Source organism: Natrononativus amylolyticus, from assembly GCF_024362525.1.
GTDB classification, from domain to species: Archaea; Halobacteriota; Halobacteria; order Halobacteriales; family Natrialbaceae; genus Natrononativus; species Natrononativus amylolyticus.
In genome coordinates this window covers 187757-213654 of sequence record NZ_CP101460.1, presented here as the reverse complement: position 1 = coordinate 213654, position 25898 = coordinate 187757, and the positions used below count along the sequence as shown (strand labels likewise).

Annotated in this window: 24 protein-coding genes; 14 read left to right on the top strand and 10 right to left on the bottom strand. The window is 66.0% G+C overall.

Going from position 1 to position 25898, the window contains the following annotated elements:
• The first annotated feature begins 165 nt into the window (after positions 1–165).
• Positions 166–2082 (top strand): DEAD/DEAH box helicase, encoded by a 1917-nt coding sequence (locus NMQ11_RS19965; RefSeq protein WP_425607727.1) that lies wholly within the window; start codon positions 166–168, stop codon positions 2080–2082.
• A gap of 72 nt (positions 2083–2154) precedes the next feature.
• Positions 2155–2532, top strand: a complete 378-nt coding sequence (locus tag NMQ11_RS19960; RefSeq protein ID WP_255171671.1) for a hypothetical protein — start codon at positions 2155–2157, stop codon at positions 2530–2532.
• A gap of 41 nt (positions 2533–2573) precedes the next feature.
• Here the strand turns inward: NMQ11_RS19960 and NMQ11_RS19955 are convergent, their stop codons facing one another.
• From NMQ11_RS19955 to NMQ11_RS19945, 3 genes are all read right to left on the bottom strand, one after another.
• Entirely contained in the window at positions 2574–2900 is a 327-nt protein-coding gene (locus NMQ11_RS19955) for a hypothetical protein (protein ID WP_255171670.1), read from the bottom strand.
• A 561-nt stretch (positions 2901–3461) separates the two neighbouring features.
• A complete protein-coding gene (locus tag NMQ11_RS19950; protein WP_255171669.1) occupies positions 3462–3815 on the bottom strand; it encodes a DUF7970 domain-containing protein in 354 nt (117 codons plus the stop codon).
• Positions 3808–4635 (bottom strand): ParA family protein, encoded by an 828-nt coding sequence (locus tag NMQ11_RS19945; RefSeq protein WP_255171668.1) that lies wholly within the window; start codon positions 4633–4635, stop codon positions 3808–3810. The genes NMQ11_RS19950 and NMQ11_RS19945 overlap by 8 nt, the downstream gene beginning before the upstream one ends.
• A 786-nt stretch (positions 4636–5421) precedes the next feature.
• On the opposite strand from NMQ11_RS19945, the gene NMQ11_RS19940 reads away from it, so the two are divergent.
• A complete protein-coding gene (locus NMQ11_RS19940) occupies positions 5422–7074 on the top strand; it encodes an ATP-binding protein (RefSeq protein WP_255171667.1) in 1653 nt (550 codons plus the stop codon).
• Positions 7075–7160: 86 nt separating this feature from the next.
• On the opposite strand, the gene NMQ11_RS19935 is transcribed toward NMQ11_RS19940, so the two are convergent.
• Entirely contained in the window at positions 7161–8279 is a 1119-nt protein-coding gene (locus NMQ11_RS19935; RefSeq protein ID WP_255171666.1) for a DegT/DnrJ/EryC1/StrS family aminotransferase, read from the bottom strand.
• A 226-nt stretch (positions 8280–8505) separates the two neighbouring features.
• Here NMQ11_RS19935 and NMQ11_RS19930 point away from each other — a divergent pair, with 226 nt between their 5' ends.
• A complete protein-coding gene (locus NMQ11_RS19930; protein ID WP_255171665.1) occupies positions 8506–10125 on the top strand; it encodes an alkaline phosphatase family protein in 1620 nt (539 codons plus the stop codon).
• 2 nt (positions 10126–10127) lie between these two features.
• On the top strand, positions 10128–11138 hold the full coding sequence (locus NMQ11_RS19925; protein WP_255171664.1) for a lipid II:glycine glycyltransferase FemX: 1011 nt from the start codon (positions 10128–10130) through the stop codon (positions 11136–11138).
• Between the two features lie 16 nt (positions 11139–11154).
• Here the strand turns inward: NMQ11_RS19925 and NMQ11_RS19920 are convergent, their stop codons facing one another.
• Positions 11155–11745, bottom strand: coding sequence for a hypothetical protein (locus tag NMQ11_RS19920; protein WP_255171663.1), 591 nt, complete (start codon positions 11743–11745; stop codon positions 11155–11157).
• A gap of 305 nt (positions 11746–12050) precedes the next feature.
• Between NMQ11_RS19920 and NMQ11_RS19915 the strand changes: the two genes are divergently transcribed.
• Positions 12051–12209, top strand: a complete 159-nt coding sequence (locus NMQ11_RS19915) for a DUF1328 family protein (protein WP_255171662.1) — start codon at positions 12051–12053, stop codon at positions 12207–12209.
• Between the two features lie 257 nt (positions 12210–12466).
• Here the strand turns inward: NMQ11_RS19915 and NMQ11_RS19910 are convergent, their stop codons facing one another.
• Complete coding sequence (locus NMQ11_RS19910; protein ID WP_255171661.1) at positions 12467–12736, bottom strand: helix-turn-helix domain-containing protein; 270 nt, start codon at positions 12734–12736, stop codon at positions 12467–12469.
• Between the two features lie 18 nt (positions 12737–12754).
• The gene (locus tag NMQ11_RS19905; protein ID WP_255171660.1) at positions 12755–13051 is read right to left on the bottom strand and encodes a PadR family transcriptional regulator; all 297 of its coding nucleotides are present in this window, start codon (positions 13049–13051) and stop codon (positions 12755–12757) included.
• 298 nt (positions 13052–13349) lie between these two features.
• Between NMQ11_RS19905 and glmM the strand changes: the two genes are divergently transcribed.
• Positions 13350–14666 carry a phosphoglucosamine mutase gene (gene glmM, locus NMQ11_RS19900; protein ID WP_255171659.1) on the top strand — a complete coding sequence of 439 codons (1317 nt, stop codon included), beginning with the start codon at positions 13350–13352 and terminating at the stop codon, positions 14664–14666.
• 95 nt (positions 14667–14761) lie between these two features.
• On the opposite strand, the gene NMQ11_RS19895 is transcribed toward glmM, so the two are convergent.
• The gene (locus tag NMQ11_RS19895; RefSeq protein ID WP_255171658.1) at positions 14762–14971 is read right to left on the bottom strand and encodes a DUF7563 family protein; all 210 of its coding nucleotides are present in this window, start codon (positions 14969–14971) and stop codon (positions 14762–14764) included.
• 485 nt (positions 14972–15456) lie between these two features.
• On the opposite strand from NMQ11_RS19895, the gene glmU reads away from it, so the two are divergent.
• The 3 genes from glmU (at position 15457) to NMQ11_RS19880 (ending at position 18150) form a co-directional block, all read left to right on the top strand.
• Complete coding sequence (gene glmU / locus NMQ11_RS19890; RefSeq protein WP_255171657.1) at positions 15457–16638, top strand: bifunctional sugar-1-phosphate nucleotidylyltransferase/acetyltransferase; 1182 nt, start codon at positions 15457–15459, stop codon at positions 16636–16638.
• Positions 16639–16666: 28 nt separating this feature from the next.
• Positions 16667–17461 (top strand): DNA polymerase V family protein, encoded by a 795-nt coding sequence (locus NMQ11_RS19885; protein WP_255171656.1) that lies wholly within the window; start codon positions 16667–16669, stop codon positions 17459–17461.
• Positions 17462–17829: 368 nt separating this feature from the next.
• Complete coding sequence (locus NMQ11_RS19880; RefSeq protein ID WP_255171655.1) at positions 17830–18150, top strand: antibiotic biosynthesis monooxygenase family protein; 321 nt, start codon at positions 17830–17832, stop codon at positions 18148–18150.
• Positions 18151–18526: 376 nt separating this feature from the next.
• Here the strand turns inward: NMQ11_RS19880 and glmS are convergent, their stop codons facing one another.
• Positions 18527–20344 carry a glutamine--fructose-6-phosphate transaminase (isomerizing) gene (glmS, locus tag NMQ11_RS19875; protein WP_255171654.1) on the bottom strand — a complete coding sequence of 606 codons (1818 nt, stop codon included), beginning with the start codon at positions 20342–20344 and terminating at the stop codon, positions 18527–18529.
• Between the two features lie 490 nt (positions 20345–20834).
• Positions 20835–22169 carry a nucleotide sugar dehydrogenase gene (locus NMQ11_RS19870; RefSeq protein ID WP_255171653.1) on the bottom strand — a complete coding sequence of 445 codons (1335 nt, stop codon included), beginning with the start codon at positions 22167–22169 and terminating at the stop codon, positions 20835–20837.
• A 459-nt stretch (positions 22170–22628) separates the two neighbouring features.
• Between NMQ11_RS19870 and NMQ11_RS19865 the strand changes: the two genes are divergently transcribed.
• The 4 genes from NMQ11_RS19865 to NMQ11_RS19850 all read left to right on the top strand — a co-directional run bounded on the left by NMQ11_RS19865 (position 22629) and on the right by NMQ11_RS19850 (position 25833).
• Positions 22629–23738 carry a DegT/DnrJ/EryC1/StrS family aminotransferase gene (locus tag NMQ11_RS19865; protein WP_255171652.1) on the top strand — a complete coding sequence of 370 codons (1110 nt, stop codon included), beginning with the start codon at positions 22629–22631 and terminating at the stop codon, positions 23736–23738.
• Positions 23735–24760 (top strand): Gfo/Idh/MocA family protein, encoded by a 1026-nt coding sequence (locus NMQ11_RS19860; protein ID WP_255171651.1) that lies wholly within the window; start codon positions 23735–23737, stop codon positions 24758–24760. The genes NMQ11_RS19865 and NMQ11_RS19860 overlap by 4 nt, the downstream gene beginning before the upstream one ends.
• Before the next feature lie 351 nt (positions 24761–25111).
• Complete coding sequence (locus tag NMQ11_RS19855; RefSeq protein WP_255171650.1) at positions 25112–25249, top strand: hypothetical protein; 138 nt, start codon at positions 25112–25114, stop codon at positions 25247–25249.
• A gap of 5 nt (positions 25250–25254) precedes the next feature.
• A complete protein-coding gene (locus NMQ11_RS19850; RefSeq protein ID WP_255171649.1) occupies positions 25255–25833 on the top strand; it encodes an acyltransferase in 579 nt (192 codons plus the stop codon).
• Positions 25834–25898 lie beyond the last annotated feature (65 nt).

Genomic DNA, 25898 nt, shown 5'->3' with positions numbered 1-25898 from the left:
ACAGACAGATAGCCAAGGGACACATGCGCATCAACACCACCACCTACCGAATGCGCCGGCCGCGTCCGTGCGGCCGTTATCCTCTCGAACGCGCTCGCCGGGTAGCCGTCGGCTCCGGCGTCGGGGAGCGAAATCAGTTTACGTACGACGGCAGTACGACGACCAGTGACCGACGACCCAGCCGAGGCGAACGACGAGCGAGACCGGCCGCCGGAACCGGCGCAGTCGGCCGGCGACGCCGACGGCGGGGTGGCCGGTTCGGACGAGAGTGACGGCGAGGAGCCTTGGCTCTCGCTCGCGGCGTTTCACGACGTCTGCCAGCGCGAGGGGCGGCCGGTCGTCACCGCCGCCAGCGTCGCCAGAGCGCTCGAGCGCTCCCAGCACGAGGCCCACGAGGCCCTCGAGTCCCTCGCAGAAACCGGCGACCTCGAGCGGCTGTCGGTGTCGACCGATCCGGTTGTCTGGTACCCGAGCGAACTCGAGGACCTCACCGACCGCGAGCGGGTCCTCGTCTTCCCGAAGCGCCGGGAGATCGTCGTCGACCGACCCGACCAGTTCACTCGAGCGCAGCTCTCGCAGTTCGCCCACCTGGCGGATACCAACGGTGAGGCTGGGTACCGCTACGTCGTCCGCCCGGAGGACGTCTGGCAGGCTCCCCACGACTCCTTCGACGCGCTCGCGCGCACGATGCGCCAGGCGCTCGGCCAGCGGTCCGAGGCGCTCGAGGAGTGGGTCGAGAGCCAGTGGGACCGCGCCCGCCAGTTCCGGCTCGTCACCCACCCGGAGGGGTACACGGTGCTCGAGGCCCGGAGCGCGGAGGTGATGGGCAACGTCGCCCGCCAGAAGCTAGACGAAGAACACGTCCACGCGCCGATCTCCGAAACCGAAGACTGGGTCCGGGAGGGCTCGGAGGCGGCGATCAAGCGGATCCTGTACGAGGCGGGGTATCCGGTAAGAGACGACCGCGACTTAGCGCGCGGGGAGGCGCTCTCGCTCGAGTTGCGGGTGGGCCTGCGCGAGTACCAGCGAACCTGGGTCGACCGCTTCGCAGAGCAGGGCGAGGGGGTGTTCGTCGGCCCGCCCGGCAGCGGAAAGACGATCGCCGCGATGGGCGCGATGGCCCACGTGGGCGGCGAAACCCTGGTGTTGGTCCCCAGTCGCGACCTCGCCCGCCAGTGGGCCGACGCGCTCGCCGAACACACCACGCTCGAGCGCGAGCAAATCGGCCAGTACCACGGCGGGCGCAAGGAGATCCGGCCGGTGACGATCGCCACCTACCAGATCGCCGGGATGGATCGCCACCGCTCGCTGTTCGACGACCGCGAGTGGGGGCTCGTGATCTTCGACGAATGCCAGCACGTCCCCAGCGACATCTACCGGCGAAGCACTCACCTCCAGTCCCGCCACCGGCTGGGACTCAGCGCCAGCCCGATCCGCGAGGACGACCGCCAGGCGGAGATCTTTACCCTCGTCGGCCCGCCGATCGGCACCGACTGGGAGGCGCTGTTCGACGCGGGGTTCGTCGCCGAGCCCGAACTCGAGATCCGGTACGTGCCGTGGGGAGACGAGGAGAGCCGAAACGCCTACGGCTCCGCCGAGGGCCGCGAGAAGTACCGGATCGCCGCCGAAAACCCCGGGAAAATCGAGGAGGTTCGGTACCTGCTGTCGGCCCACCCCGACGCGACGGCGCTGGTGTTCGTCGACTACTTAGAGCAGGGCCGGGAGCTCGCCGCCGCCCTCGACGTCCCCTTCCTCAGCGGCGAGACGCCCCACCACGAGCGCCGCCGGCTGCTCGAGGAGCTCCGGCGGGGCGAGCGCGACCTGCTCGTCATCTCGCGGGTGGGCGACGAGGGGATCGACCTACCGGCGGTGGACCTCGCGGTCGTCGCGTCGGGGCTCGGCGGCTCCCGTCGGCAAGGAACCCAGCGCGCCGGGCGAACGATGCGGCCCGTCGGGGGCGCGCTCGTCTACGTGCTCGCGACCCGCGGCTCTCGAGAGGAGGAGTTCGCCCGCAGACAGCTCCAGCACCTCGGCCGCAAGGGGATGACGGTGCGCGAGCGGACCGTCGAGCGCGACGAGTAGCCGACCGCGCCGGTCCCGCACGGTCGGCCGAGAGGGAAAACTATACTCCGCCTCACTGTCAACTACCGAAGTATGACAACTGTCGATGACCGACCGCTGAAACTCGGTGTCGCCATCGGGTTCGCACTGGTCCTCCTGGGCGTCGGAGCCTACGTGCTGACCGACTTCGCCAGCATAACCGCGCTCATCCCCGCCTTCTTCGGCATCCTCTGTGTCGGGCTGGGACAGCTCGGGCTCAACACCGACCGCGACCGGATCGCCGTCTACGGCCTCGGTCTGCTCGCGGTGCTCGGTATCGGCGGTAGCGCCCGCGCCGTCGGCGACATCGTCGCGCTCGTCTCCGGCGAGAGCGTCGACAGCGCGGTCGCCGTCGCCGCCCAGGGCGGGATGATCGCGCTCTGTCTCGTCCTGCTGGCCGGCGTCGCGGTGGCGCTGCTCGGGCAGCGATAACCGGTGTTCCCGGCGTCCCGGCGTGACCTGGCGGGCATCGGCTACTCGAGGGTCGCCCGAAGCAGCGGCCCGTCGTCGCCGACCTCGAGGATTTCGACGTCGGTGACGCCCACGCCGGCCTCGAGTTCGCGTCTCGCGAGGGCGACGTCTTCGCCGCGGTCGCCGACGGCGATCGTGACGCGCGCACGGAGGTCGACGGTGGTCTCGTTCAGCGCCGGCGCGAGCCCGCGGACGTCGGGATCGGTGACCGTTTCGACGGCGGGGGTTCGCTCGAGGGTTCGGACTGCGCCGTCGACGAGGCTACCGCTCGCGTTGAGCGGGACGCGGACGGTTAGCGTCGCCACGACGGTGATCGGTTGGTGATCCATAACGCCTCCGCCGAGAGTCGAACTCGGGCAGCGGGCGCGAGCCCGCGTGTGCCTGTCACACGGAGGGGACGAGGCCCTGGCTGACCGAACGAGAACGCGACGAAACTGCACGTCCAGCGGAGGGACGACCGTCCGGCCAGAGAAGGGGCCTACGCGGCGCGGACGGAGTCGAGGCCGATCCCACGCGCGGGGATCGAGCGAAGCGACCGGCGGACGACCCGTCCACGACGTCCGGCGCCACGATACCCGTGGCGTCCGGAACTCGGCGACCGATTCCCGACGGTGGTGGACGTCGGGTGAACGGTCGGACGCGGTGTGGACGGGGTCATATCGGTCGTGATCGCGACAGTGCGCGATTCGGTACACTGTACATTCGGGTGACAGTACATAACCGTTCCCCCACTGTGTCACACGCTAACTCCCGTCTGAAAAGGACGCGGGCGAACCGCGTCCCCAATGAGCACAGAGACCACCCAGCGCGACCAACGCAGCGTGGTCCGGCCTGTGGGAACAGGCAGTTCCCTACTGATTGTTCAAAATACAAGAGTGTTGTGGCGATTCTCACTCGCCGCACGACTCCGTGCGCGCGTCCAGAACGGCGTCGATCAGTTCGTCGGTGTCGGCCGCCGCCAGCCGAAACACCGCATCGTAGAATTCCCGGCCGGTGAGGTCTCGGACGTCGTGTTCGGTCCGAAGCTTCGCATCGACCAGCGCACGGGCGTCCTCGAGTTCGTCGACCGAGTCCGGGCGGACGTACACCGTCTTCTTCGTCGTCTCGTCGAACGAGAACGCCGCCGGGTCGTCGTCCTCGGCCGGCTCGGTGGTTTCGTCCTCGAAGGTCACCTCGTCGCCGGTCGAGGCCCCGTCCTCGTCGACCGCCTCGCCCAGCCCCGCAAAGCGGTTGTCCTCAGGCATCGGCGACACCTCCGCGCTCGACGATCGCCGCCAGTTCGTCCAGGCGCTCGAGCATGTCGCTCTCCGGGTCGTGCTCGGCGAGGGGCACCCCTTCCCGCCACGCCCGCCGGAACGCGATGCGCTCGCGCAGCCCGGGCCCCGGCGAGCCCGGGTCGTCGAAGTGCGCCGCACGCGCGAATTCGGGCAGATACTGACCGAACTCGGAGCGCTCGAGGTCGCCGATGATGCGCTTTTCCTCGTTGTCACCCGCCAGCGAGTTCGGGACGATCGCCAGAATGTCGAGGTCGATCTCCTTGCGAATCGGCTGGATCTGCTGGGTGTACATCCGCTCGAAGCCGCTGACGCTGGGTTCGCTCATCCGCAGGGGCACGATGACGTTCTGCGTCGAGATGAGCGAGGCGTCGGCGAGCGGGCCGAGGTTCGGCGGCGAGTCGACGACGACGTAGTCGTAGCCGTCCTCGAGCATCGGGTCGACGACCTCGTTTCGGATCCAGAGCTCGCCAAAGGTGGCGCTCCGGATACTGTTCTCGACGCTATCTAAGTCCTCGTTCGACGGCAGGACGTCGAACGAGCCCGCCGACCGGATGATATCTCGTGGCTCGGTGTCGGAGCTGTCGTCGAGAACGTCGCCCAGGTGGCGGTCGCTCGAGTACGCCTCGGCGAGGCCGACCCCCTCGGTCGCGTTGCCTTGCTGGTCGAGGTCGACGAGCAGCACGTCGTTCGAGCGGTTAGCGAGCCGTTCTGCCAGGTTGATCGCGATCGTCGTCTTGCCGACGCCGCCCTTCTGGAGGGCGACGCTGACGGCGCGTGGTGAAGTCATTCGTTGGGACACCTCGGTCGCCAGCCCCGCCAAAACGGTCCGGCCCGTTTCGACGGTTCAGAACGTTTACAATGTGTACACTGTGTAGACTGTGGAAACAGCCGGGACGGCGAAGACCGTCCGCTGGAACGGCGCTCGAGTCGGCGTTCACTCGTACAAATCCTCGAGAGCCGTGTAGACTGCCCACACTGTGCAGGCCGTGTGAACGATCCGCGCAGATTCCGCAGTTCGGACCGTCGGCACCGCTCGAGCGTCGTGGGCCGTTCACACAGTCGATACCGTGGAAACCGTGTAGACATTCTTCGAATTCCCCGGCCGGCGAATACCACGCGAACCGACCAGTCGAAAACCCTTAACCTTAGCGGAAACGGTGTCGACCGTTCGAGAGGTCGACGCCGTTCAGAATGTTCAGACACTATACACTGTTTAGGAAGTGTAGAATTCTCGCTCTATCCGGGAAAACCGAATAGGTCGAAAAACACCTCGAGGAGAGTACTAACATCGAACTGTGCAGAAGGTGTACACTTCTTAGCGAGGTCGCGGGACGGAGCGAAAGAATCCGCGAGGACGGCGAGTTGAAATGCGAGCATCTCGAGCAGTCTAAGCCGTTCAAACAGTGTACACGGTGTACGATGCCCGAGCGGTTCGGACGGTCGAAGCCAATCGCTGTTCGCGTGGACCGGGTGGACGGGTCGAGCGCAGGAACGCTCTAGTGAGGCCAATATTCAAGGTACAGTATCAGAAGAGTACTGATAGAATGAACGTGTGCGTGATCGGGGTGGGTCGATGAGCGAGCGACGGGAAATCACCGTCGGCGAGGCGAACGACGGCGACGAGGTGCAGTTGCCGGTCGTGGAACTGCTGACCGGCCGCGGGTTCGTCACCGGCAAATCGGGGTCGGGGAAGTCGAACACGGCGTCGGTGATCGCAGAAGAACTGCTCGAGTCGGGCTACCCGCTGCTGGTCGTCGACACCGACGGGGAGTACTACGGGCTGAAAGAGGAGTACGAGATGCTCCACGCGGGCGCCGACGAGGAGTGTGACATCCAGATCGGTCCCGAACACGCCGAACAGATGGCGTCGCTCGCACTCGAGGAGAACGTCCCCGTCATCCTCGACGTCTCGGGCTACCTCGACGAGGAGGTCGCAGACGAGTTGCTCCGGGAGACGGCGCGCCAGCTGTTCGTCAAAGAAAAGAAGCTCAAGAAGCCGTTCCTGCTGGTCGTCGAGGAGGTCCACGAGTACATCCCGGAGGGCGGCGGTCTCGGCGAGACGGGGAAGCTGCTGATCAAGATCGGCAAGCGCGGGCGCAAACACGGGCTCGGGATTCTCGGGATCAGCCAGCGACCCGCCGACGTCAAGAAGGACTTCATCACGCAGGCGAACTGGCTCGTCTGGCACCGGCTCACCTGGGAGAACGACACCAACGTCGTCGGCCGGATCATCGACACCGAGTACGCCGAACTCGTCTCCGACCTCGACGACGGCCAGGCGTACGTCCAGACCGACTGGACCGACGTCGACGTCCGGAAGGTCCAGTTCCGGCGCAAGCGCACCTTCGACGCCGGGGCGACCCCCGGCCTCGACGACTTCGAGCGGCCGGACCTCAAGTCGGTGTCTGACGCACTGGTCGGCGACCTCGAGAAGATCAGCGAGCGGACCCAACAGGAGGAGAGCCGCGTCGAAGAACTCGAGCGAAAGCTCGAGAACCGGGAGAAGCGAATCGAGTCGCTGGAGGACGAACTCTCTTCGGCGCGGGACATCTCGAACGCGGCGACCCAGCTCGCAGACGCCCTCAGCAACCCCGAGTCGATACAGACCCAGCTTCCGGAGACGGGCGAGGAGGTCCGCCGGCTCCACGACGAACTGGTCGAACTCGAGGAGCGACGCGACGAACTCAGCGACGAACGACGGCGCCTCGCCGACGAACTCGAGGCCCGGGGGGAGCGAGTCGACTCCCTCGAGACGGAGAACGACCGCCTCCGGAGCCGGATTCGAGAGCTCGAACACCGACTCGAGCGGCTGCGGTCGGCGCGCGCGGACGCGGAAAGCGGCGAGCGGATCATCCAGGGAGACGGCACCGCAATCGAGTTCGGCTACACGAGCGTGGCGGACGAGGAGGCGGAGGAGCTCGTCGTCGACGAAGAGCGACAGCTCGAGGAGCTGCTCGAGTTGCCGGCCGTCCGCGATCGGATTTCCCACGCGTGCGAGAACTCGAGGTGTACCGAACGGACCGCTCGAACCGTCGTCACGGAACTGATTCGATCGGGGCCGCTCGAGACGACTGCGGTCGCCGCGCGGGTCGATCGCTCGGCCGTCGCCGTCCAGAGCCTGCTCTCCGAGCTGCGAACCAGGGGAATTCTCGATCGAACCGACGAGCACGCCTACCGGGTAGACGACGACGTGCTCGCGATGCTGGCGACGGCCGACGCCGATTGAGACGGGCTGCTGTTCCGATGGAGCGGCACAACCGCAGGACGGTTCGCCGGTGCCCGGAACCGGTTTAGTGGTCCGTACGAGAGGGGTCAGCGGTCGAGCCGGCGTCCGACGGCCTCGATGTCGTCGGTCACGATGTGCTGGTGGACGGGGAGAACGACGACCGCCGCCGAGAGCGCGGCGGCCGTCTCGAGTGCGGGGTCCTCGAGGACGGTCTCCGAGAGCCGCGGCCAGGTGTGAGCGCCGTCGACGCCACAGCGGGCGAGCTCCGTGAGCAGTCGGTCGGGGTCGTCGGCGCGAACCGGGAACACCTGCGGACAGATTCCGGCCGGCAGCTCCGGGTAGAGTATCTCGACGTCCCCTCGAGGTTCGAAGAGCCGCCGCCAGCAGCGGTAGTTGCGACGGCGAGCCGCCCGAATCGCCTCCGGATCCGCGTCGGCGACGACGTGGGCGGCGAGTTTCGACATCGGCGCCTTCGCCGCCTCGTAGCGGGCGAACGGTTCCGACGCCGCCCGCACCGAGCCGTTCGTGGAGACGAACGCGTCGACCGACTGTTTGACGACCGTATTCGTACTGAGTACGTCGACGGCGAACGACTTGAGAACGAACAGCCAGTCGTCGCTGTCGATCCGAGCGTTCGTCCCGGCGAGGCCGGACGGTTCGAACCGACGGGCGATCGACTCGTCGTTGAGGTACAGGAGCGCCCCGTTCGGAACCGGGAGGAGCTTCCAGAGGCTCGCGATGCCGAGGTGACCGCGCGTGCCGAGCAGCGTCCCGTCGTCGACGCTGAGAACCGAGTGGGCGTTGTCGTCGACGTGGTAGCAGTCGTGGTCGGCTGCGAGGTCAGCGATGGCGTCCAGGCCGGGCTGTGGAAACCCGAAGTAGTTCACCGACATGACGGCCGCGGTGTCGTCGTCGATTCGAGGCTGGAGGTCGTCGAGGTCGGGGGCGAGGTCGTCGGTGACCGCGTAGTATCGCGCCTCGAGGCCGAGTTCGCGAAACGGTTCGACGACCGCATCCGGCAGGTACGAGGGGACGAGAACGTTCTCTCCGGGGTCCGTAAGCATCCGCATGCCGTCGTGTAGGGCCGCCTTTCCGGAGCCGTAATACTCGTACGCGCGCGCGTACTGCTCGACGAACGATTCGAGTCCCTTCGGGCGCGGTTCCGACAGCGACCAGACGAACAGCGAGGGCGTTCCACTGATCATGGTGGAATCGCGGGGGCGGAGATAGCTGCAGACGGTACGCGCATATGATACGTTCTTGGAACGGCGACGTCTTAGTGATGAACAGGGTACTGCGATCGACGATCGAACAGGCACTGCTTACCGGGCGGGAGTCGATTTCGACGGCAGCGGTCGCCGCCCGGTAAGCCACCGCCTACCGCCGTCCAGTCGTCGCATAACAAAGCCCGGGAGAACGGATCTGACGTCTATGGACACTACGGACGACGATCTTCGCCTCCTCGTCGTTGGGCTCGATGCGGGCTGTCTACCGGTTCTCACACCGTTGTTCGAGGCCGGCGAGACGCCGACGCTCGAACGACTGTTCGACGACGGGACGCACGCGCCGCTCGAGTCACAGATTCCGCCCTGGACGGCGAGCGCCTGGCCCTCGATGTACACGGGGAAGAACCCCGGCAAACACGGCGTCTTCGACTTCCTCGCGTTCGACGGCTACGACTGGGACGTCGTCAACGCGACGCACGTCCGCGAACGGGCGGTCTGGGAGCTGCTGAGCGATCACGGGCTCTCGAGCGTGGTCGTCAACGTACCGGTCACCCACCCCGCCCGGCCGTTCGACGGCGCGCTCATCCCGGGGATGACCGCTCCGGAGGATCCCGACTGTCACCCGGAAGGAATCCTCGAGGAGGTCAAGGACGCCTGCGGCGACTACCGCATCTACCCCCAGAGCGGGCCGGAACCGGATCAGTCGATCGAGGGGTACGAGCGGACGATCGAACTCCGGGGCGCGGCGTTTCGCTACCTGCTCGAGCGGTTCGCTCCGGACTTCGGGTTCGTTCAGTTCCAGCAGACGGACTCCGTGTTTCACGAGCGGCCGGGGGAGAAGAGCGCGATCGAGGCGGTGTACCGGGCCGTCGACCGCGAACTGAGAGAGACGATCGAGGCGTTCGAGCCTGAGAACGTCCTCGTCGTGAGCGACCACGGCATCGGTCCGGTCGAGGGCTACGAGTTCCGCGTCAACGAGTTCCTCCGCGACCGCGGCGACGTCAGCGCACAGAGCGGTGGCGAGGGAATGCCCACGTGGTCGCGGGCCTGGGAGAACGATCTCCTCGAGGGCGAAGACGCCGGTGATCACGACCCGAGCGCGCTCGAGCGAACGATGAACGTCGCCGCGAAGTTCGGAGTTACGACCCAGCGGGTGGCGAACACGCTGGATCTCGTCGGGCTCAAGGAGCCGATCGGCCGGCGGGTGCCAAACGACATGATCCGGGCGGGCAGCGAACAGGTCGACTTTCCGAACTCTCGGGCGTACGTTCGCTCGAAGAGCGAACTCGGGATTCGGCTCAACCTCGAGGGCCGCGAACCGAACGGCCGGGTGTCGGCCGAGGAGTACGAGGCGGTTCGCGCGGCGCTGATCGACGAGCTTTCGGCGGTGGAGACCCCCGACGGCGAGGCGATGTTCGAGGCGGTCGAACCGAGGGAGACGTACTTCGACGGCCCGGAACTCGACCGGGGCCCCGATATTCTCACGGTGCCCGCGGCGTTCGACAACGCGATCGTCGGCGGTCTCGAGGGCGAGCGGTTCGCCGACCCGGTCGAGCCCTGGAACCACAAGCGGACGGGCGTCGTCTGCGCCACCGGGCCGGCGTTCGACGAGTCCGTCTCTCTCGGCTCGCCGACCATCTTCGACGTCGCGCCGACGATCTGCTCGCTGTTCGACGTCCCGGTGGACGCGGAGATGGACGGGACGGTTCTTCCGGCGGTCGAGCCGGGCGAGCGGGCGGAGTACCCCGCCTACGAGCCCGAGCCGATCACCGCGACCGACGACGAGGCCGTCGAGGACCGGCTCTCGGATCTGGGGTACCTCTGACGATGAGCGTCGAAATCAGGGAACTCGACTGTCGGGCGGACGCCGAGGAGTGGAACCGGTACGTCGAACGGGCCGACGGCACCAACCCGTTCTACCGGGCCGAGGCGCTGGCGCTGCAGGCCGAAGACACGGGAACGACCGTCTACCTGCTCGCCGGGTTCAAGGGACAGGAGGCCGTCGGCCTCTTTCCCGTCTTCGAGTACTCGAAGGGGCCGCTGACGGGCGTGTTCTCCCCCGCGCCGTACTCCTGGTCGTGTTACCTCGGCCCGTCGCTGCTGAACGTCGACAAGCTCAAACAGCGCAAGGCGGACCGCCGAACCCGGCGGTTCGTCGAGGGCTGTCTCGAGTGGATCGACGCGGAGCTCTCGCCACTGTACTGTAAGTTCGTCGCCGCCGAGTTCGACGACCTCCGGCCGTTTACCTGGAACGACTACGACGTCCGCCCCGGCTACACCTACGTCGTGGACCTCGAGGGAACCGAAGAGGAGCTGCTCGGACGCTTCAGCAGCGACGCCCGGAGCAACGTCCGGAACGCGGATCGGGAGGAGTACGTCGTCGAGGAGGGCGACGGCGACGACGTCGACCGGATCGTCGAGCAGGTGCGCGCGCGATACGAGAGCCAGGACCGGCCGTTCCAGCTCTCCCCGGCGTTCGCCCGCTCGCTGTACGAGAAGCTCCCCGAGGGGGCGGTTCGCCCGTACACCTGTCGCGCCGACGGCGAGTTCCTCGGCGGCATCCTCGTCGTCGAGTCGGCGACGACCCGCTACCGTTGGCAGGGCGGCGTCAAGCCCGACGCCGACGTCGACCTCTCGATCAACGACCTGCTCGACTGGTACGTCATGCGCGACGGCCTGCGCGACGGCCTCGAGCGATACGACCTCGTCGGGGCGGGCGTCCCGAGCATCAACCGGTACAAGGCGAAGTTCAATCCGCGACTCGAGCCCCACTACACGATCACCGGCGGCGCGTTCGGTCTCGATCTGTTGATCGACCGCTACCAGAAGCTGTGGTGACCGGGGCGAGCGACGGCTACAGCGGACAGCCGTCGACGGCCGCGCTCCGGATGCCGTCGGCGAGCCAGTAGATCGACAGCGAGAGCGTGAGCAACGCGAGAACCGCGAACTCGAGGCCGTCGAACGGGAGCAACGCGGCGGCGCCGCCGATACCGAACACCGAGAGCACGGCCGCGAGGACGACGGTGCCACAGGCGGCACAGCCCGCGCCGAGCGTCCCGAAAACGATCCCGAGCAGGCTACCCGACCCCCGTTGCAGCGTCACTCGCTCCTGTCGGAAGTGATAGACGAGCATCGAGAGGTTGACGCCGAAGAGAATACCGGAGACGACGAGTAGTGCCCCCGTGAGCGGGTCGAACATCGGACCCACGAACGGGTACTGCTCGAGGAGGATCGCGAACCGATCGGTCGCCGGCAGGTGCGTCGCCTCGAGGAGCGCGAACCGGAACAGGTCGAGGTTGAGCGAGGCGACGAACGTGGTGAGCCCGACCAGACTCCCGAGGAGGATCAACAGCGCGTACAGCGGGCTCGAGAGCAGCGTTCGGAGCGTCTTCGCGACGAACCGGCTGTCCGTCCGCGGCGACGGCAGGAGGCTTCGCGTGGACATACGCTCTCTGGCACCGACGACCACCTTATTATCACGTCGGTAACTTGTTCGTGCAGACGACACCGACCCAGGAGGCCGCGGCCCGCGGAAAGCGAGTGCGAGATCGCTCCTGATCGATAGAGCGTCGGCGAAGAACGTACATTCGAAAGCACTCTTATGAGACTCATAGAACCCGAACGGGCGGTACTATCAAACAGATAACGAAGGGGGGCCACGCTGTTGGGATGGTCGTATGGCACCCAAACGCCAGCACACCGGCGGACGTATCGGACCGACAGCAGCGCCACCCACGCGGAGGCGAGACGATGCTCGGTGAGTTCCTCTGGCTGGCGATCGTGTTCTTCGTTCTGGCGATCATCGCCGCAGCCGTCGGCGCCCGCGGCGTCGCGGGCGTGACGATGGGGATCGCACGGATCTTCGTGCTGATCTTCATCGTGCTGGCGATCGTCGCACTGTTACTGTAGCCGCCGGACACCGTTTTTTGCGACGCGAGATCGGCGCGTGAGGAGGACGCGAGCGACGGCGGTGCACTGCCAGCAACGCGAGGACGATCGAGAGAGGTGTAACCGCGACGACAGCTGGACGACCCGACGCTTCGTGGACGGGGCCGCCACCTGTCGAGCGTGGACCGTCGCCCCGCGACGAATCGAACGAAACAACGAAACGTCGATAGCAACCGCTGGCGACAGTAGAGAGGGCTGCGAAGAACGAGCTGAAACGGTTATTCGGCGAGCTGGTACACCGACTGGCGCGCGTCCTTCAGGTTGACGCGGCTGGTTACCATCCCCTGGTTCTCGAGTTTTCCGAGCGCGTAGCGGACGGTCCGCGGACAGAGTCGCGATTCGGTCGCGATACTGTCCTGGGTCATCGAGCCTTCGTACTCGAGAACTTTGTAGACGAGCTTCGCACTCGGCGGCAGTTCCGAGACGGCCGACTCGGTGTTCGTGTCCGCATCCGTACTGACGTCAGCGTCGTGGTTTGTCGCGCTCATTGATCTAGGACATGGTCGCTACAGTTTGGCGGGCTTTGCGTCCGGGGAAACGTACTCCGTCTGCCAGTCGTAGCGGGCGGCGATCGCTTCCTTGCCTTTGTCGGTGATCGTATAGCGGTTCGTGCGACCATCGAGCTCGCCTTTCTCGACGTACTCGTCTTCGACGAGGGTGTCGAGGTTCGCGTACAGGCGCCCGTGAAGGATCTCACGACCCTGGGACACCTCGAGTTCTTTCTTGATCTCCTGGCCGTTCGGCGACTCCATTCCTGCGATGACGAACATCAGATCGCGCTGGAAACCGGTCAAATCGTGCACTGGAATCTCCTCACTCAGTCGTAACAGAGTACGATATAAGTACACCACCTACCGTTTAGAAATATAGGATGCCGCTAAACGGCTAATCTGGTGCAATCATCGGTCCTTATGCAGTTATTCATCGTTTCAGGAACCGCTCCTCGACCGGTCAGAAGCGATCGCGTCGACTCGAAGAATGAATATGTATAGCGTCTCGTTCGAATGAAATGTGCCGAAAACGCCCACAGAAACAGGAATTGGATTACAAGGAAGTCCTTAGTGCATACATATTAACCCGACACCGCCGTGAGTATCGGGTATGTTCGGAACGAGTGGAATACGCGGTGCTGTCGGGACGGACGTGACAGCCGAACTCGCGCTGGCGGTCGGGCGGGCGGTCGCCTCGGACGGCCACGACCGAATCGTCGTCGGCCGGGACGTCCGCGAGAGCGGGGAACTACTCACCGACGCGCTCGCCGCCGGGGTCCGCGAGTGTGGGTCAGACGTGATCGACGTCGGCGTCGCCGCAACGCCGACGATCGCGCGCGCGATCGAGTGGCTCGAGGCGGACGCGGGCGTCGTCGTGACGGCCTCGCACAACCCGGCGACGGACAACGGGATCAAACTCTGGACGCCCTCGGGGAAGGCGTTCGGACCCGGCAGGCGCGACGCCATCGAGCGACGGATCGAAGAGAGCGAGTACGATCTCCAGTCCTGGGACGGGTTGGGATCGCGCGAGCGCCGCGACGGCGCGATCGACCACCACGCACGCACGCTCCGCGAGGCCGTCCGGATCGACGAGCCGCCACACGTCGTCGTCGACGTCGGGAACGGGACCGGCGGAATCACCGCCTCGGTCCTTCACGAACTCGGCTGTACGGTCCGGACGCTGAACGGCCAGCCCGACGGCAGCTTCCCCGGGCGCCCCAGCGAGCCGAACCGGGAAACGCTCGAGACGCTGATGACGATGGTCGCGGAAACCGACGCCGACCTGGGCATCGCCCACGACGGCGACGCCGATCGGATGATGGCCGTCGACGAAACCGGAGCGTTCGTCCCCAAAGACTCGTTGCTGGCGCTGTTCGCTCGCGAAGCCGCGAGCGACGGCGAGCGGATCGCCGCCCCCGTCGATACGAGCCTCGCGGTCGACGACGCGCTCGCGACGGTCGGCGCGGACGTAACTCGAACCCAGGTCGGCGACGTCTACGTCGCCGAACGCGCGACCGAACCCGACGTGAGCTTCGGCGGCGAACCCAGCGGCGCCTGGATCTGGCCGGCGGAAACGCTCTGCCCGGACGGCCCGCTCGCCGCCTGTAAACTCGTCGAACTCGTCGCCGACCGTGGCCCCCTCTCCGAGCTCGCGGCCTCGATCGACACCTACCCGATCCGACGGGCGTCGGTCGAGGTCACGGATAAAGCCGCCGTCATGGCGGCCGTCGAGGAAACCGTCCTCGAGCGCTACGACGACGTCGACACGCTCGACGGCGTCCGGGTCGGGACCGACGGCGGCTGGTTTCTGCTCCGCGCGAGCGGGACGGAGCCGCTCGTGCGCGTGACGGCGGAGGCTCGAGACGAGGCGACGGCGGAGTCGCTGTACGACGACGCGCGAGAAATCGTTACGGAATCGACGGAGTAACCCGTCGAGCTATCGCGTCGGTGACCGACCGATAGCGCTCTACGGTGACGCGAACGGCACGCCGGCAGGATAACGACGTCAGCGGTGACGGAGGGCTACCGGACTTCCTCGGGAATGTAGTCGGCGGTCTTCATCTCCCGGTAGGTCGAACACTCCGGGCAGGCGTGGACGACGTCGCGGTTGTCGCCGAACACGCGTGCGAACTGACGAGTGACCTGGTTGTCGCAGTTGATACAGCGGGGTGCGGTCGTCTGCTGCGTGGCAGTCATCGGCGTCCACTTCGCGTTGGTTGGTTCCGTCGACATCATCACTGCATAGCGACAGTAGAGTATTTACTATAAGCAACATAACGCCAGACGGGAGAGTTGTGAAATTGGGACAACAGTCGGAATGGTCCGGGAAGGAATGTACAGAGAAATAGAGTATAGCGGTCACGTCTGGCGGAAATTACTGATTGCGAGAACGTAATCAGGAGTTATACGTCTGTCCGACCGGCCGCGTACACGGCGATCGGATGTCCCCACCTACCGCCAGCCTGCGGCGGCGAAAACGGACCATACCCGGCATCACGTTCCACGCTCGAGGCGCGGACGATCGATTGAATCGACCCGAAGCGGGGGAGAGGGTTCACGAACGGGATACACACCGAAGGGACTGTCCCGTTCGTTGATACGTACGCTCCGAAGAAGCCCGACTGTCGATAGGCTGACGTTCTGAAAGCGCCGATATCTGCGGTCTCGGGGTTATAAACCGTATAATTATGCGTACCGTGACTCGAGTGAGTGTATCGATGAAAGCTATCGTTCTCGCGGCGGGCGAAGGCACGCGCATTCGACCGCTCTCCGCGTCGCTTCCGAAACCCATGCTCCCGGTCGCCGACCGGCCGCTGGTCGCCCACACGGTCGACGCGGCGATAGACGCCGGCGCGACGGAGGTCGTGCTCGTAATCGGCTACGAGGCCGACACCGTCCGGGATCACTTCGGCGACCGCTACCGCGGCGTTCCGATACAGTACGCGATTCAGGAGGAACAAGCCGGGACCGCCCACGCCGTCAACACCGCCCGCGAGCACATCGACGGGCCGTTCGCCGTCCTCAACGGCGACAACCTCTACGACCAGGCGGCGATCGACCGGCTGTTCGCCGAATCTCCCGCCGTCTGCGCGTTCGAGGTCGACGATCCCCGGAACTACGGGGTGCTCAGCACGATCGATGGGACCGTCACCGGTATCGTCGAAAAACCGAGCGAGCCGCCGACGAACCTCGCCAACGCCGGCGCCTACGCCTTCCCAGCCGACGCCGCCGAGTGGCTCGAGGTGCCCGAGAGCGACCGGGGCGAACACGAGATCACGGACGTCCTCGCGCGGGTGATCGACGAGTACGCGGTGACCCCGGTCACCCTCGAGCGGTGGATGGACGTCGGTCGCCCCTGGGAACTCCTCGAGGCCAACGAGTGGAAACTCGGCGAACTCGAGGGGCGGATTGACGGCGAAGTCAGCGAGGACGCCCGCCTCGAGGGTCCCGTCGTCGTCGAGTCGGGTGCTGAGATCGAATCGGGCGTCGTCGTCGAGGGACCGGCGCTGATCCGCGAGGGCGCCACCGTCGGCCCGAACGCCTACATTCGGGGCGCGACCCTCCTCGGCGAGGGCGCAAAAGTCGGTCACGCCGTCGAGATCAAAAACAGCGTGCTCTCGCCCGGTGCGACGGTCGGCCACCTCTCCTACGTCGGCGACAGCGTGCTGGGCCGGGACGTCAACTTCGGCGCCGGCACCACCGTCGCCAACCTCCGACACGACGACGAGACGATCGAGTTCACCGTCAAGGGCGAACGAACCGCGACCGGGCGGCGCAAATTCGGCGTCGTCGCCGGCGACGAGGTCAAAACGGGCATCAACACCAGCCTCACGCCCGGCCTCAGACTCGACGTCGGCGCCACCACCACACCCGGCGAAACCGTCGACCGCGACCGGTAGAAAGCTACGATATCCGGAGTGAAAACTCATGCACACTCGAGATACTGCCGAAGACGCACGAACCGGGCGAGACCAGTCATTTAGCGGGATTCACGGCGGGTTGATCCTGTTCGGCATCGTGCTGTTCGGTGTCGGTGTCGCCCTCTCGGTGGGTGCAAGCGGCATCGTCGACTCCGGGTTCCCGGCTATCGGCGACGACGAACCGGATGCCGAAGACGAGGCGGCCGACGACACCGGCGGCGAGGACGAGAGTGACCAGGAAGGTGACGGCGAGGAGCGCGGAGAAGACGAGAGCGGTGACGACAGCGCCGATGACGAGGGCTCGGGAGACGGCGAATCCGGTGACGAAGACGGAAACGGTGACGACAGCAACGAGAACGGAGACGGAACCGATGAGTCCGGGAACGGAGACGAAGAGGACGACGAACTCGCCCACACCCTCGATATCGAAGCGACCGGTTCCAACGCCGTCGCGTACGAGTTTAGCGTCGAAGACGCCCTCGAGCCGGGAGATTCACAGACCGACTCGGAGGCGTCGGTCGACGGCACGACCGCAAGCGGGGAGCTCGAGTCGAACAGTCACACCTACCAGTTCGAGGGCGACGTCGAGTTACACCGACTCGACGGCGACGCGGAGATCTACATCGACGGCGAGCTCGTCCACTCGAACGAGGGCGACGACGGGCCGCCGGGACACGACGACGAACCACCGGGACACGACGACGCGGATAACGAATCGGACGACGACGCAGACGATGACGCGGATAACGACTCGGACGACGACGCAGATAACGACTCGGACGACGGTGGAACGTGGTCGTAACGCGCGAGGTCCCAGCGAGTCCGAGACGACGAGATCGGTGTTCGTCCCCTCGAGGAGGGGGTCAGTGTACCGGTATCGGCCACGCCGCCGGCCGATCGACCGCGCCGGATCGTAGTAGCGTTTCTCCGTCGAATTGGATTTGCCGAGGGCCACGTATCGGAGACCGATTCGCCTCGAGAACCGGATTGATACAAACGGTCTGCTGAGTAGAGGGGACGTCTGCAGTGCGCCGTACCGCGGTATTTCGTTCTGAAGGTGATGGACCATCCGGAAGAGAATCTGCATATCGATCCGAAGAGTATGCGAGATGCGTTCTCGCGTTCACGTAGAAGGCCTTTTTGACTGCGTGAGCGATTGGACGGGTATCGATGTATCTCGTCACGTTCCGGCTTGATCCGGGGGAGTACGATGAGGAGTTCCACGAGTTGAACGACGCGGTACAAGCGGCTGCCGAAGACACGGACGGGTATCTCGGCAAACGAACGTGGACCGATCCGGAGAGTGACGAGGTGCTCGTCGTCTACTACTGGGAGTCGCTGGACGCGCTCGAGGCGTTCGGAGCGGATTCAGACCACAGAACGGCGAAACGGCGGTGGACAGAGTGGTACGATGCGTACGAAGTCACTATCACGGACGTTATCGAAACGTACGGCAGCGGCTTTGGTGACTCCGCAGACCCGCCTCAGTAGCGGAGCAACTTTTTCGTCGAAAGCTCGTTCGGAACGAGCGCGTACCGGTCACTGAATCTATCCCCTGGACTGATCGATCACGCCGTCGCAAATAGGGTCGAATCCCGTGTCACAGTCGCGCTCCCTTTTCACCAGGACAAGTGAAAACCGACAGTTGTGTGGGATTCCGACAGCGCCTCGAGGCTGGAAAGACGCGCTCGAAAACGGCCCTCCGGCGAAGACGCGGTCGATAAACAGCCGAGGTCGGCGCCAGTCCGGGCTATCAGTTCGAGGACGTACCTGTCGAAACGCAAGACGAACGCGCGTTTCTAACGGGACGACGACGCCGACTCGAGGTGCGATCTAACGGTGATCGTTCGACCGGTACACCGACCCGTTACTCGACGGTGACGCTCTTCGCCAGGTTTCGCGGCTTGTCGATCGGACGGTCGAGCAGGTCGGCTGCGTAGTAGGAGACGAGCTGGAGCTGGACGTTCGCGAGCAGTCCCGCCAGATCCGAGTCCGCCTCGGGAATCTCGAGGTGGGCGTCCGCGATGTCCGTCGCCGGGTGGCCCTCCGGACAGACCGCGATCACCGGGGCGCCGCGGGTCTGGGCCTCCTCTGCGTTCTTCAGCGTCTTCTCGTCTTCCACCCCGGTGAACACCGCGAACACCGGCGTGTCGGGGGTGACGAGCGCGAGCGGGCCGTGTTTCAGCTCGCCGGAGGCGAACCCTTCGGCGTGCTCGTAGGTGATCTCCTTGAACTTGAGCGCGCCCTCGAGGGCGACCGGGAAGCCGAGGCCGCGGCCGATGAAGAAGTACGACTGGCTGCCGTCGTACTCCTCGGCGATCTCCCGGGCGGCGGAGCGTTCGAGCACCGACTCGATCTGATCGGGCATCCGCTCGAGATCCGAGAGCAGCGGCGAGAGGTCGCCGACCGACTCCTCCCCGCGGACGTCGGCGGTGATCCGCTGGCCGAGCAGGGTGAGCATAACCGCCTGCGAGGAGAACGTCTTGGTGGCTGCGACGCCGATTTCGGGACCGGCGCGGATCAACAGCGTGTCGTCGGCCTCCCGCGAGGCGGTCGAGCCGACGACGTTGGTCACGGTGACCGTCTGAGCGCCGTTCTCACTGGCTTTTCGGAGCGCGCTGAGGGTGTCGGCGGTCTCGCCGCTCTGGGTGACCGCGATGACGAGCGTGTTCTCGTCGACCGGCGGGGCGGAGACGCTGTACTCGTTGGCGAGCAGCGCGGTCGACTGGACGCCGGCCTGAGTCAGCGTGAGCGAGCCGTACAGCGCCGCGTGGTAGGACGTCCCGCAGGCGACGAACTGGACGCTGTCGACGCCCTCGAACGTGCCGGCGGGGAAACCGTCGAGGTCGATCGAGCCGGTCTCGGGGTCGATCCGGCCCTCGATCGCCTGGGAGAGCGAGGTCGGCTGCTCGTAGATCTCCTTGAGCATGAAGTGGTCGTACTCGCCTTTCCCGGCCTGTTCGGGGTCCCAGTCGACGGTTTCGGGCTCGCGAACGATCGCGTTGCCGTCGAGATCCGTAAACTCGACGCCGTCGGGTTCGACGATCGCGACGTCGCCGTCCTCGAGGTAGACGACGCTGTCGGTGTACTCGAGGAACGCCGGGACGTCGCTGGCGAGGAAGAACTCGTCGTCCTCGATGCCGACGACCAGCGGCGACCCCTGACGGGCCGCGTAGATGACGTGCTCGCCGGAGAACATGACCGCGACGGCGTAACTCCCCTCGAGGCGCTCGATCGCGCGGCGGAACGCGGCCTCGTTCTCCATGTCCTCGTCCAGGTACTGCTGGATGAGGTGGGGGATGACCTCGGTGTCGGTGTCGCTCGTGAACTCGTGGCCCTGCTCGCGCAGTTGGGTCTTCAGCGTCGCGTAGTTCTCGATGATCCCGTTGTGAACGACCGCGACGTCGGCCGTCGAGTCGGTGTGGGGGTGTGCGTTCTCGTCGGTCGGCGGTCCGTGTGTACTCCAGCGCGTGTGGCCGATACCCACTCGGCCCTCGAGCGGCGCGCCGTTGATCGAGTTTTTCAGCTCCTGTACCTTTCCGGAGCGCTTCTGCACCTTGATGCCGGCGCCGTTCTGGACGGCGACGCCGGCGGAGTCGTAGCCGCGGTATTCGAGATTCTCGAGTCCAGTGAGGAGCGTGTCGATAGCATCCCCGTCTCCGACGCGGCCGATAATTCCACACATTAGGTAGTCACCTTCGTTCGCACCGTGTTCGCTCGTGCCGTCTCGGACACGGAACGCCGACGCTGCTGTGAACAGACACCCTTCTCGGCGGTCGGTACAGCCCGATCGGCGGTAGTTCCGTATCGTGTCATGGTCGATTGTCCGTGACGACTGTTCGAGACGGCGAACGGTGCACGGACATGATAGCAACACAGACGCCCACAACCCATTACTATAGATAGACTAACAGCGGTGTTAGCTGTGGAGTAACGAATTCGTTCCGTTCATTGCAGTCGATTCGACTGCGATGTCTGACGGAGGCAAGACGGAGGCGGAAACTGGACGGACGACAACATTCATCCACCGAACCGGCAGGATTGTACCCGGTTGAGGTTCGTGCGGCGACGAGAGCGAGGTATGTAAACCAAACTGAAGCGGTACGTCCGTTCAAACGGGCTGTATGCTTCGCTGAACGGTTAGAAACGAGACGAAACGATCCGGTTGGATCGGCCTAGAGGCGGTCGTACGCGAAGCCGCTTTCGGTCGCGCTGTCGCGGTCGTACAGACCCGCGATATCCATCAGGAACGGGTCGTCGTTGAGCGCGTCCGCGATCGCCTCGAGGTCGAAGGCGGCGAACTCGTCGTGGCCGGTCGCGAGGACGATCGCGTCGAACCCGTCGAAGCTGAGCTGGTCGGCGATCGGAATGTCGAACGCCTCGGTCGTGGCGTGGGGGTCGGCGTGGGGGTCGTAGCCGACGACCTCCGCGCCGTACTCCTTGAGTTCGGCGATGACGCCGCTGACCTCCGACGTTCGGATGTCACCCACGTTCGGCTTGTACGCGAGTCCGAGCACGAGCACGCGCGAGTCCCGGATCACGTTCCCACAGCGGTTGAGCCCCTTGATCGTGAGCTCCGCGGCGTGTTTCGGCATGTACTCGTTGATCTCACGCGCCTGGAGGATTAGCTTCGGCGAGTAGCCCTCGCTCTCCGAGCGGTGAGCGAGCAGGTGCGGATCGACCGGAATGCAGTGGCCGCCGACCAGTCCCGGCCGGTAGCCGTCGTGGAAGTTCCACTTCGTCTCGGCGGCCTCGAGGACCTCCGCGGTGTTGAGGTCGAGGTGGTCGCAGGTGATCGACAGCTCGTTGACGAGCGCGATGTTGATGTCGCGCTGAACGTTCTCGAACACCTTCGCCGCCTCCGCGACCTCGATCGAGGGGGCCGGGTAGACGCCCGCGTCGACGACCTGCTCGTAGAGGCGGACGAGATCGTCGCGCACCTCGGGGGACTCGCCGGAGACGATCTTGACGACCTCGCCGAGACCGTGTTCGGTCCCCGGCGCGAGGCGCTCGGGCGAGTAGCCGACGTGGATGTCCTCGCCGACCGTGAGACCGGACTCCTCCTCGAGCGCCGGCACCAGGATTCCCCGGGTCGCCCCCGGGTAGACGGTCGACTCGAGAACGACCGTCGTGCCCGGTCGAACGTGAGCCCCGATGGAGCGACCGGCGGCCTCGACGTAGTCCATGTTGGGGTTGTGCTGGTCGTCGACCGGCGTCGGCACGGTCACGATGACGTAGCCGGCGTCGGCGACCGCCGCGGCGTCGGTGGTGTACTCGATCTCGCCGTCGGCGATGGTCTCGTCGCCGATCTCGTTGGTCGCGTCGACGCCGCTCGCGAGGGTGTCGATCTTCGACTCGTCGACGTCGAGGCCGATCACGTCCGCCCCGCGCCGGTCGAACGCGACCGCGAGCGGCAGTCCGACGTACCCCATTCCGACGACGCAGACCGTATCGGTCGCGCTCTCTTCGCGCTCACCCTCCGAGAGCGCGTCCCGCATCGCGTCGGACATTTATACCAGCGCCTCCGTGCCGCTCGAGGCGGCCGTGTCAGGTGTCGGTCGATGCGCGAACCCCCGCGTGGCGGACGCGTCGGCGATCGCCGCGGTCAGTGACGAGTGATCTCCTGTCATGGTGTCTCTCGAGCCGGTCAGTCGGCTTCTGACACGTTCATACGTCGGAGGTCCCTTCATTATCGACGAGATAAGGCCGCCATCGACGCGGGAACCGACGAACGACCGCCGAAAACGGTTTAGGGAACGTTTGCCGCCGGATCGGGCGACCATTTCAGTTGGATTCAACGTTTTGGGGGCTCCTAGCCGAAACAAAAATTCACCTTATATGGGCGATAATAATGCGCCCCGTGAACGGACGGAGTGCCAAGAGATGAGCGCAACGCCAGTGTCGAACGCCGACAGACCGACCAGCGGTGGGGAGGCGACGAGACCAACGCGGTGGCACCGGGTGGAGACATGAACTCGATCCCGATCGCCGATCCGACCGTGAGCGACCGCGCACGCGAGCGCGTCGACGAACTCATCGGCTCCGGTGCGCTCGCCGCCGGTGGAGAAGTCGACGCCTTCGAGGGCGAGTTCGCCGACTACTGCGGGACGGAGTTCGGCGTGGCGACCTCGAACGGGACGACGGCGCTGCACGCCGCGCTGGTCGCGCTGGGCGTCGGCGAGGGCGACGCGGTGGTCACCTCGCCGTTCTCGTTCGTCGCCAGCGCCAACGCGATCCGTCTGGCCGGCGCCACCCCCGTCTTCGCCGACGTCGACCCCGAGACGTTCGCGCTCGCCCCGGAGCAGGTTCGAACCGTCGTCCGCTCCCGCGAGGACGTCGCGGCGATCATGCCCGTCCACCTCTACGGACTCGCCGCAAACATGCCCGCACTCGCCGAGATCGCCGCCGACCACGACCTCGCGATCCTCGAGGACGCCTGCCAGGCCCACGGGGCCGCAATCGACGGCCAGCGAGTCGGCAGCTTCGGCGACGCCGCCTGCTTCTCGTTTTACCCCACCAAAAACATGACCACCGGCGAAGGCGGCATGATCACCACCGACCGCGAGGACGTGATGCGCCGGGCTCGCCGGTACACCAACCACGGCCGGCGCGTCGACGGCGAGTCCTACGCCTACGAGCACGCCGACGTCGGCCACAACTTCCGGATGACGGACATCGCCGCCGCGATCGGCCGGGCCCAGCTCGAGCGCCTGCCCGCGTTCAACGAGGCCCGCCGCGAGAACGCGGCCGCACTCGACGAGCGCCTGTCCGATGCGCCCGTAGAGACGCCGGTCGTGCCGGAGGGGTACCGCCACGTCTACCACCAGTATACGATCAAAACCGACGACCGCGACCGGCTGGTGTCGCACCTCGACGATCGCGGGATCGGAACGGGCGTCTACTACCCGACGACGATCCCGGACCAGCCGGCCTACGACGGGTTCGATCCGGAGATCCCCGTCGCGCGCGACCTCGCCGAGCGCGCGGTCTCGCTGCCGGTGCACCCCGGCGTCGACGCAGACGACGTCGACCGGATCGCGGACGCGGTCGCGGGGTTCACGGAGGTGAGCGTCCGATGAGCGACGACCCGCTCAGAGCCGGCGTCATCGGCACCGGGTCGATGGGACAGAACCACGTCCGGGTCTACCGGGAGCTCTCCGACGTCGAACTCGTCGGCATCCACGACGTCGACGAGGAGCGCGCCCGCGAGGTCGCCCGCGAGCGGGAGACGGCGGCGCTCTCGAAGGCGGAGTTACTCGAGGCCGCCGACGTCGTCTCGATCGCCGTCCCGACCCAGTTCCACTACGAAACCGCCCGCGAGTGTCTCGAAGCCGGCGTTCACGTCCTCGTCGAGAAGCCGTTCGTCGAGGATCCGGAGCAGGGCCAGAAACTGATCGACCTCGCCCGGCTGAAGGGCGTCCAGATTCAGGTCGGTCACGTCGAGCGGTACAACCCGGCCGTCCAGACCGTCGCGGAGTTCGTCGACGACCTGGACGTGATCGCCATCGAGGCCGAGCGCCTCGGCCCGCCGCCGGGACGACACATCGACGACTCGGCGGTGATGGACCTGATGATCCACGACCTGGACGTCGTCTCGGGGCTGATCGACAGTCACGTGACCGAACTCCAGGGAACCGCGACCGACGACGGCTGCTACGCGAACGCGACGCTGCGCTTCGACGATGGCACCGTCGGACGGCTCACGGCGAGTCGCGTCACCCAGCGCAAGGTCCGGACGCTCTCGATCAACGCCCGCGAGTGCCGAGTCGAGATCGACTACATCGACCAGTCGGTCGAGGTCCACCGCCACTCGATGCCGGAGTTCATCGAGGAGAACGGCAACGTCAGGTACCGACACGAGAACCTGGTCGAGCGGTTGACCGTCCAGAACAGCGAACCCCTCAGAGAGGAAATCGCCGACTTCGTCGAGGCGATCCGCGAGGACCGCCCGCCACGGGTGACCGGCGAAGACGGACTCCGGGCGCTGCGACTGGCCCAGGCGATCGAGGTCACGATGACCGGCGACTCGGCGACGCCCGCCGAGGAGTCCCTCGAGGCAGAGCCGCTCGAGGCCGACGTCGTCGGCGGGATCGACCACTGATCGACGACACGGGCCAGTCTACTGTTTTCGTTGCGCTCGACGACTCCCAGAGAGCGGTCGACGGACGCCGGTCTCGGGTTCCAGGCTGGACAGCTACGGCGGGGGTTCCACACGATTGATCGGGCCCAATTCGGGCGAGTGACGGCTTGTGCAGGGCTTAATCCGGGGAACGAACCGCCCGTTTTCGGCCTCGTTTGAGCGGAACGCCGGCGTCGATAGATCACGCAGACGGTCTATCCGTATTAACTGACTAAGGGGCCGAGGGCGGTCGGCTTACCAGCTCGATAATAAAGCCCGTTCCGCGAGGAGAACGGGGTAACGCTCGCACGACTCCGTGTGAGAGATCGACCGATGTCCACGAGAGAACGACTCCCCAGATGGGGCCAGGCGAAAAACGAAGCGATCCTCAGGAACATCTCGTCGGCGACCGGCACCGACCGGTCGGCGGACGAGGAGCCGAGCGACGAGAGCGACGCCGAGACAGCGTGAGTGAGATGACCTACAGCACCGGAGAGAACGCGGCGATCGACGACGGCGCGACCGTCGGCTACGGCTACGATCACTTCGGCGAGCCCGCCCGCCTCGGCGACGACGCGACGGTTCGTGCGGGTACCATCGTCTACGCGGACGTCACGATCGGCGACGGCTTCACGACCGGGCACAACGCCCTCGTTCGCGAGGCGACGCGGATGGGCGACGACGTCCTCGTCGGCACCGGTAGCGTCATCGACGGGACGACCGAAATCGGATCGAACGTCTCCATCCAGTCCGGCGTCTACGTCCCGACGGACACGACGGTCGGCTCGAACGTCTTCTTCGGCCCCCACGCCGTCCTGACCAACGACCCCTACCCCGTGCGCCAGGACGTCGATCTCGAGGGCCCCACGATCGAAGACGGCGTCTCCGTCGGCGCGAACGCGACGATCCTCCCCGGCGTCACCGTCGGCGAGAGCGCGTTCGTCGCCGCCGGCGCCGTCGTCACCGAGGACGTCCCCCCGGAGACGCTCGTCGTCGGCGCGCCGGGAGAGCACCTGCCACTGCCCGAGACCCTCCAGGCACAGAACCAGATATGAGCGACGACAGCACCGCGACGGGCGGGCTCCACCGATCAGCCCCGGCCGTCGTCGGTGCTACCGGA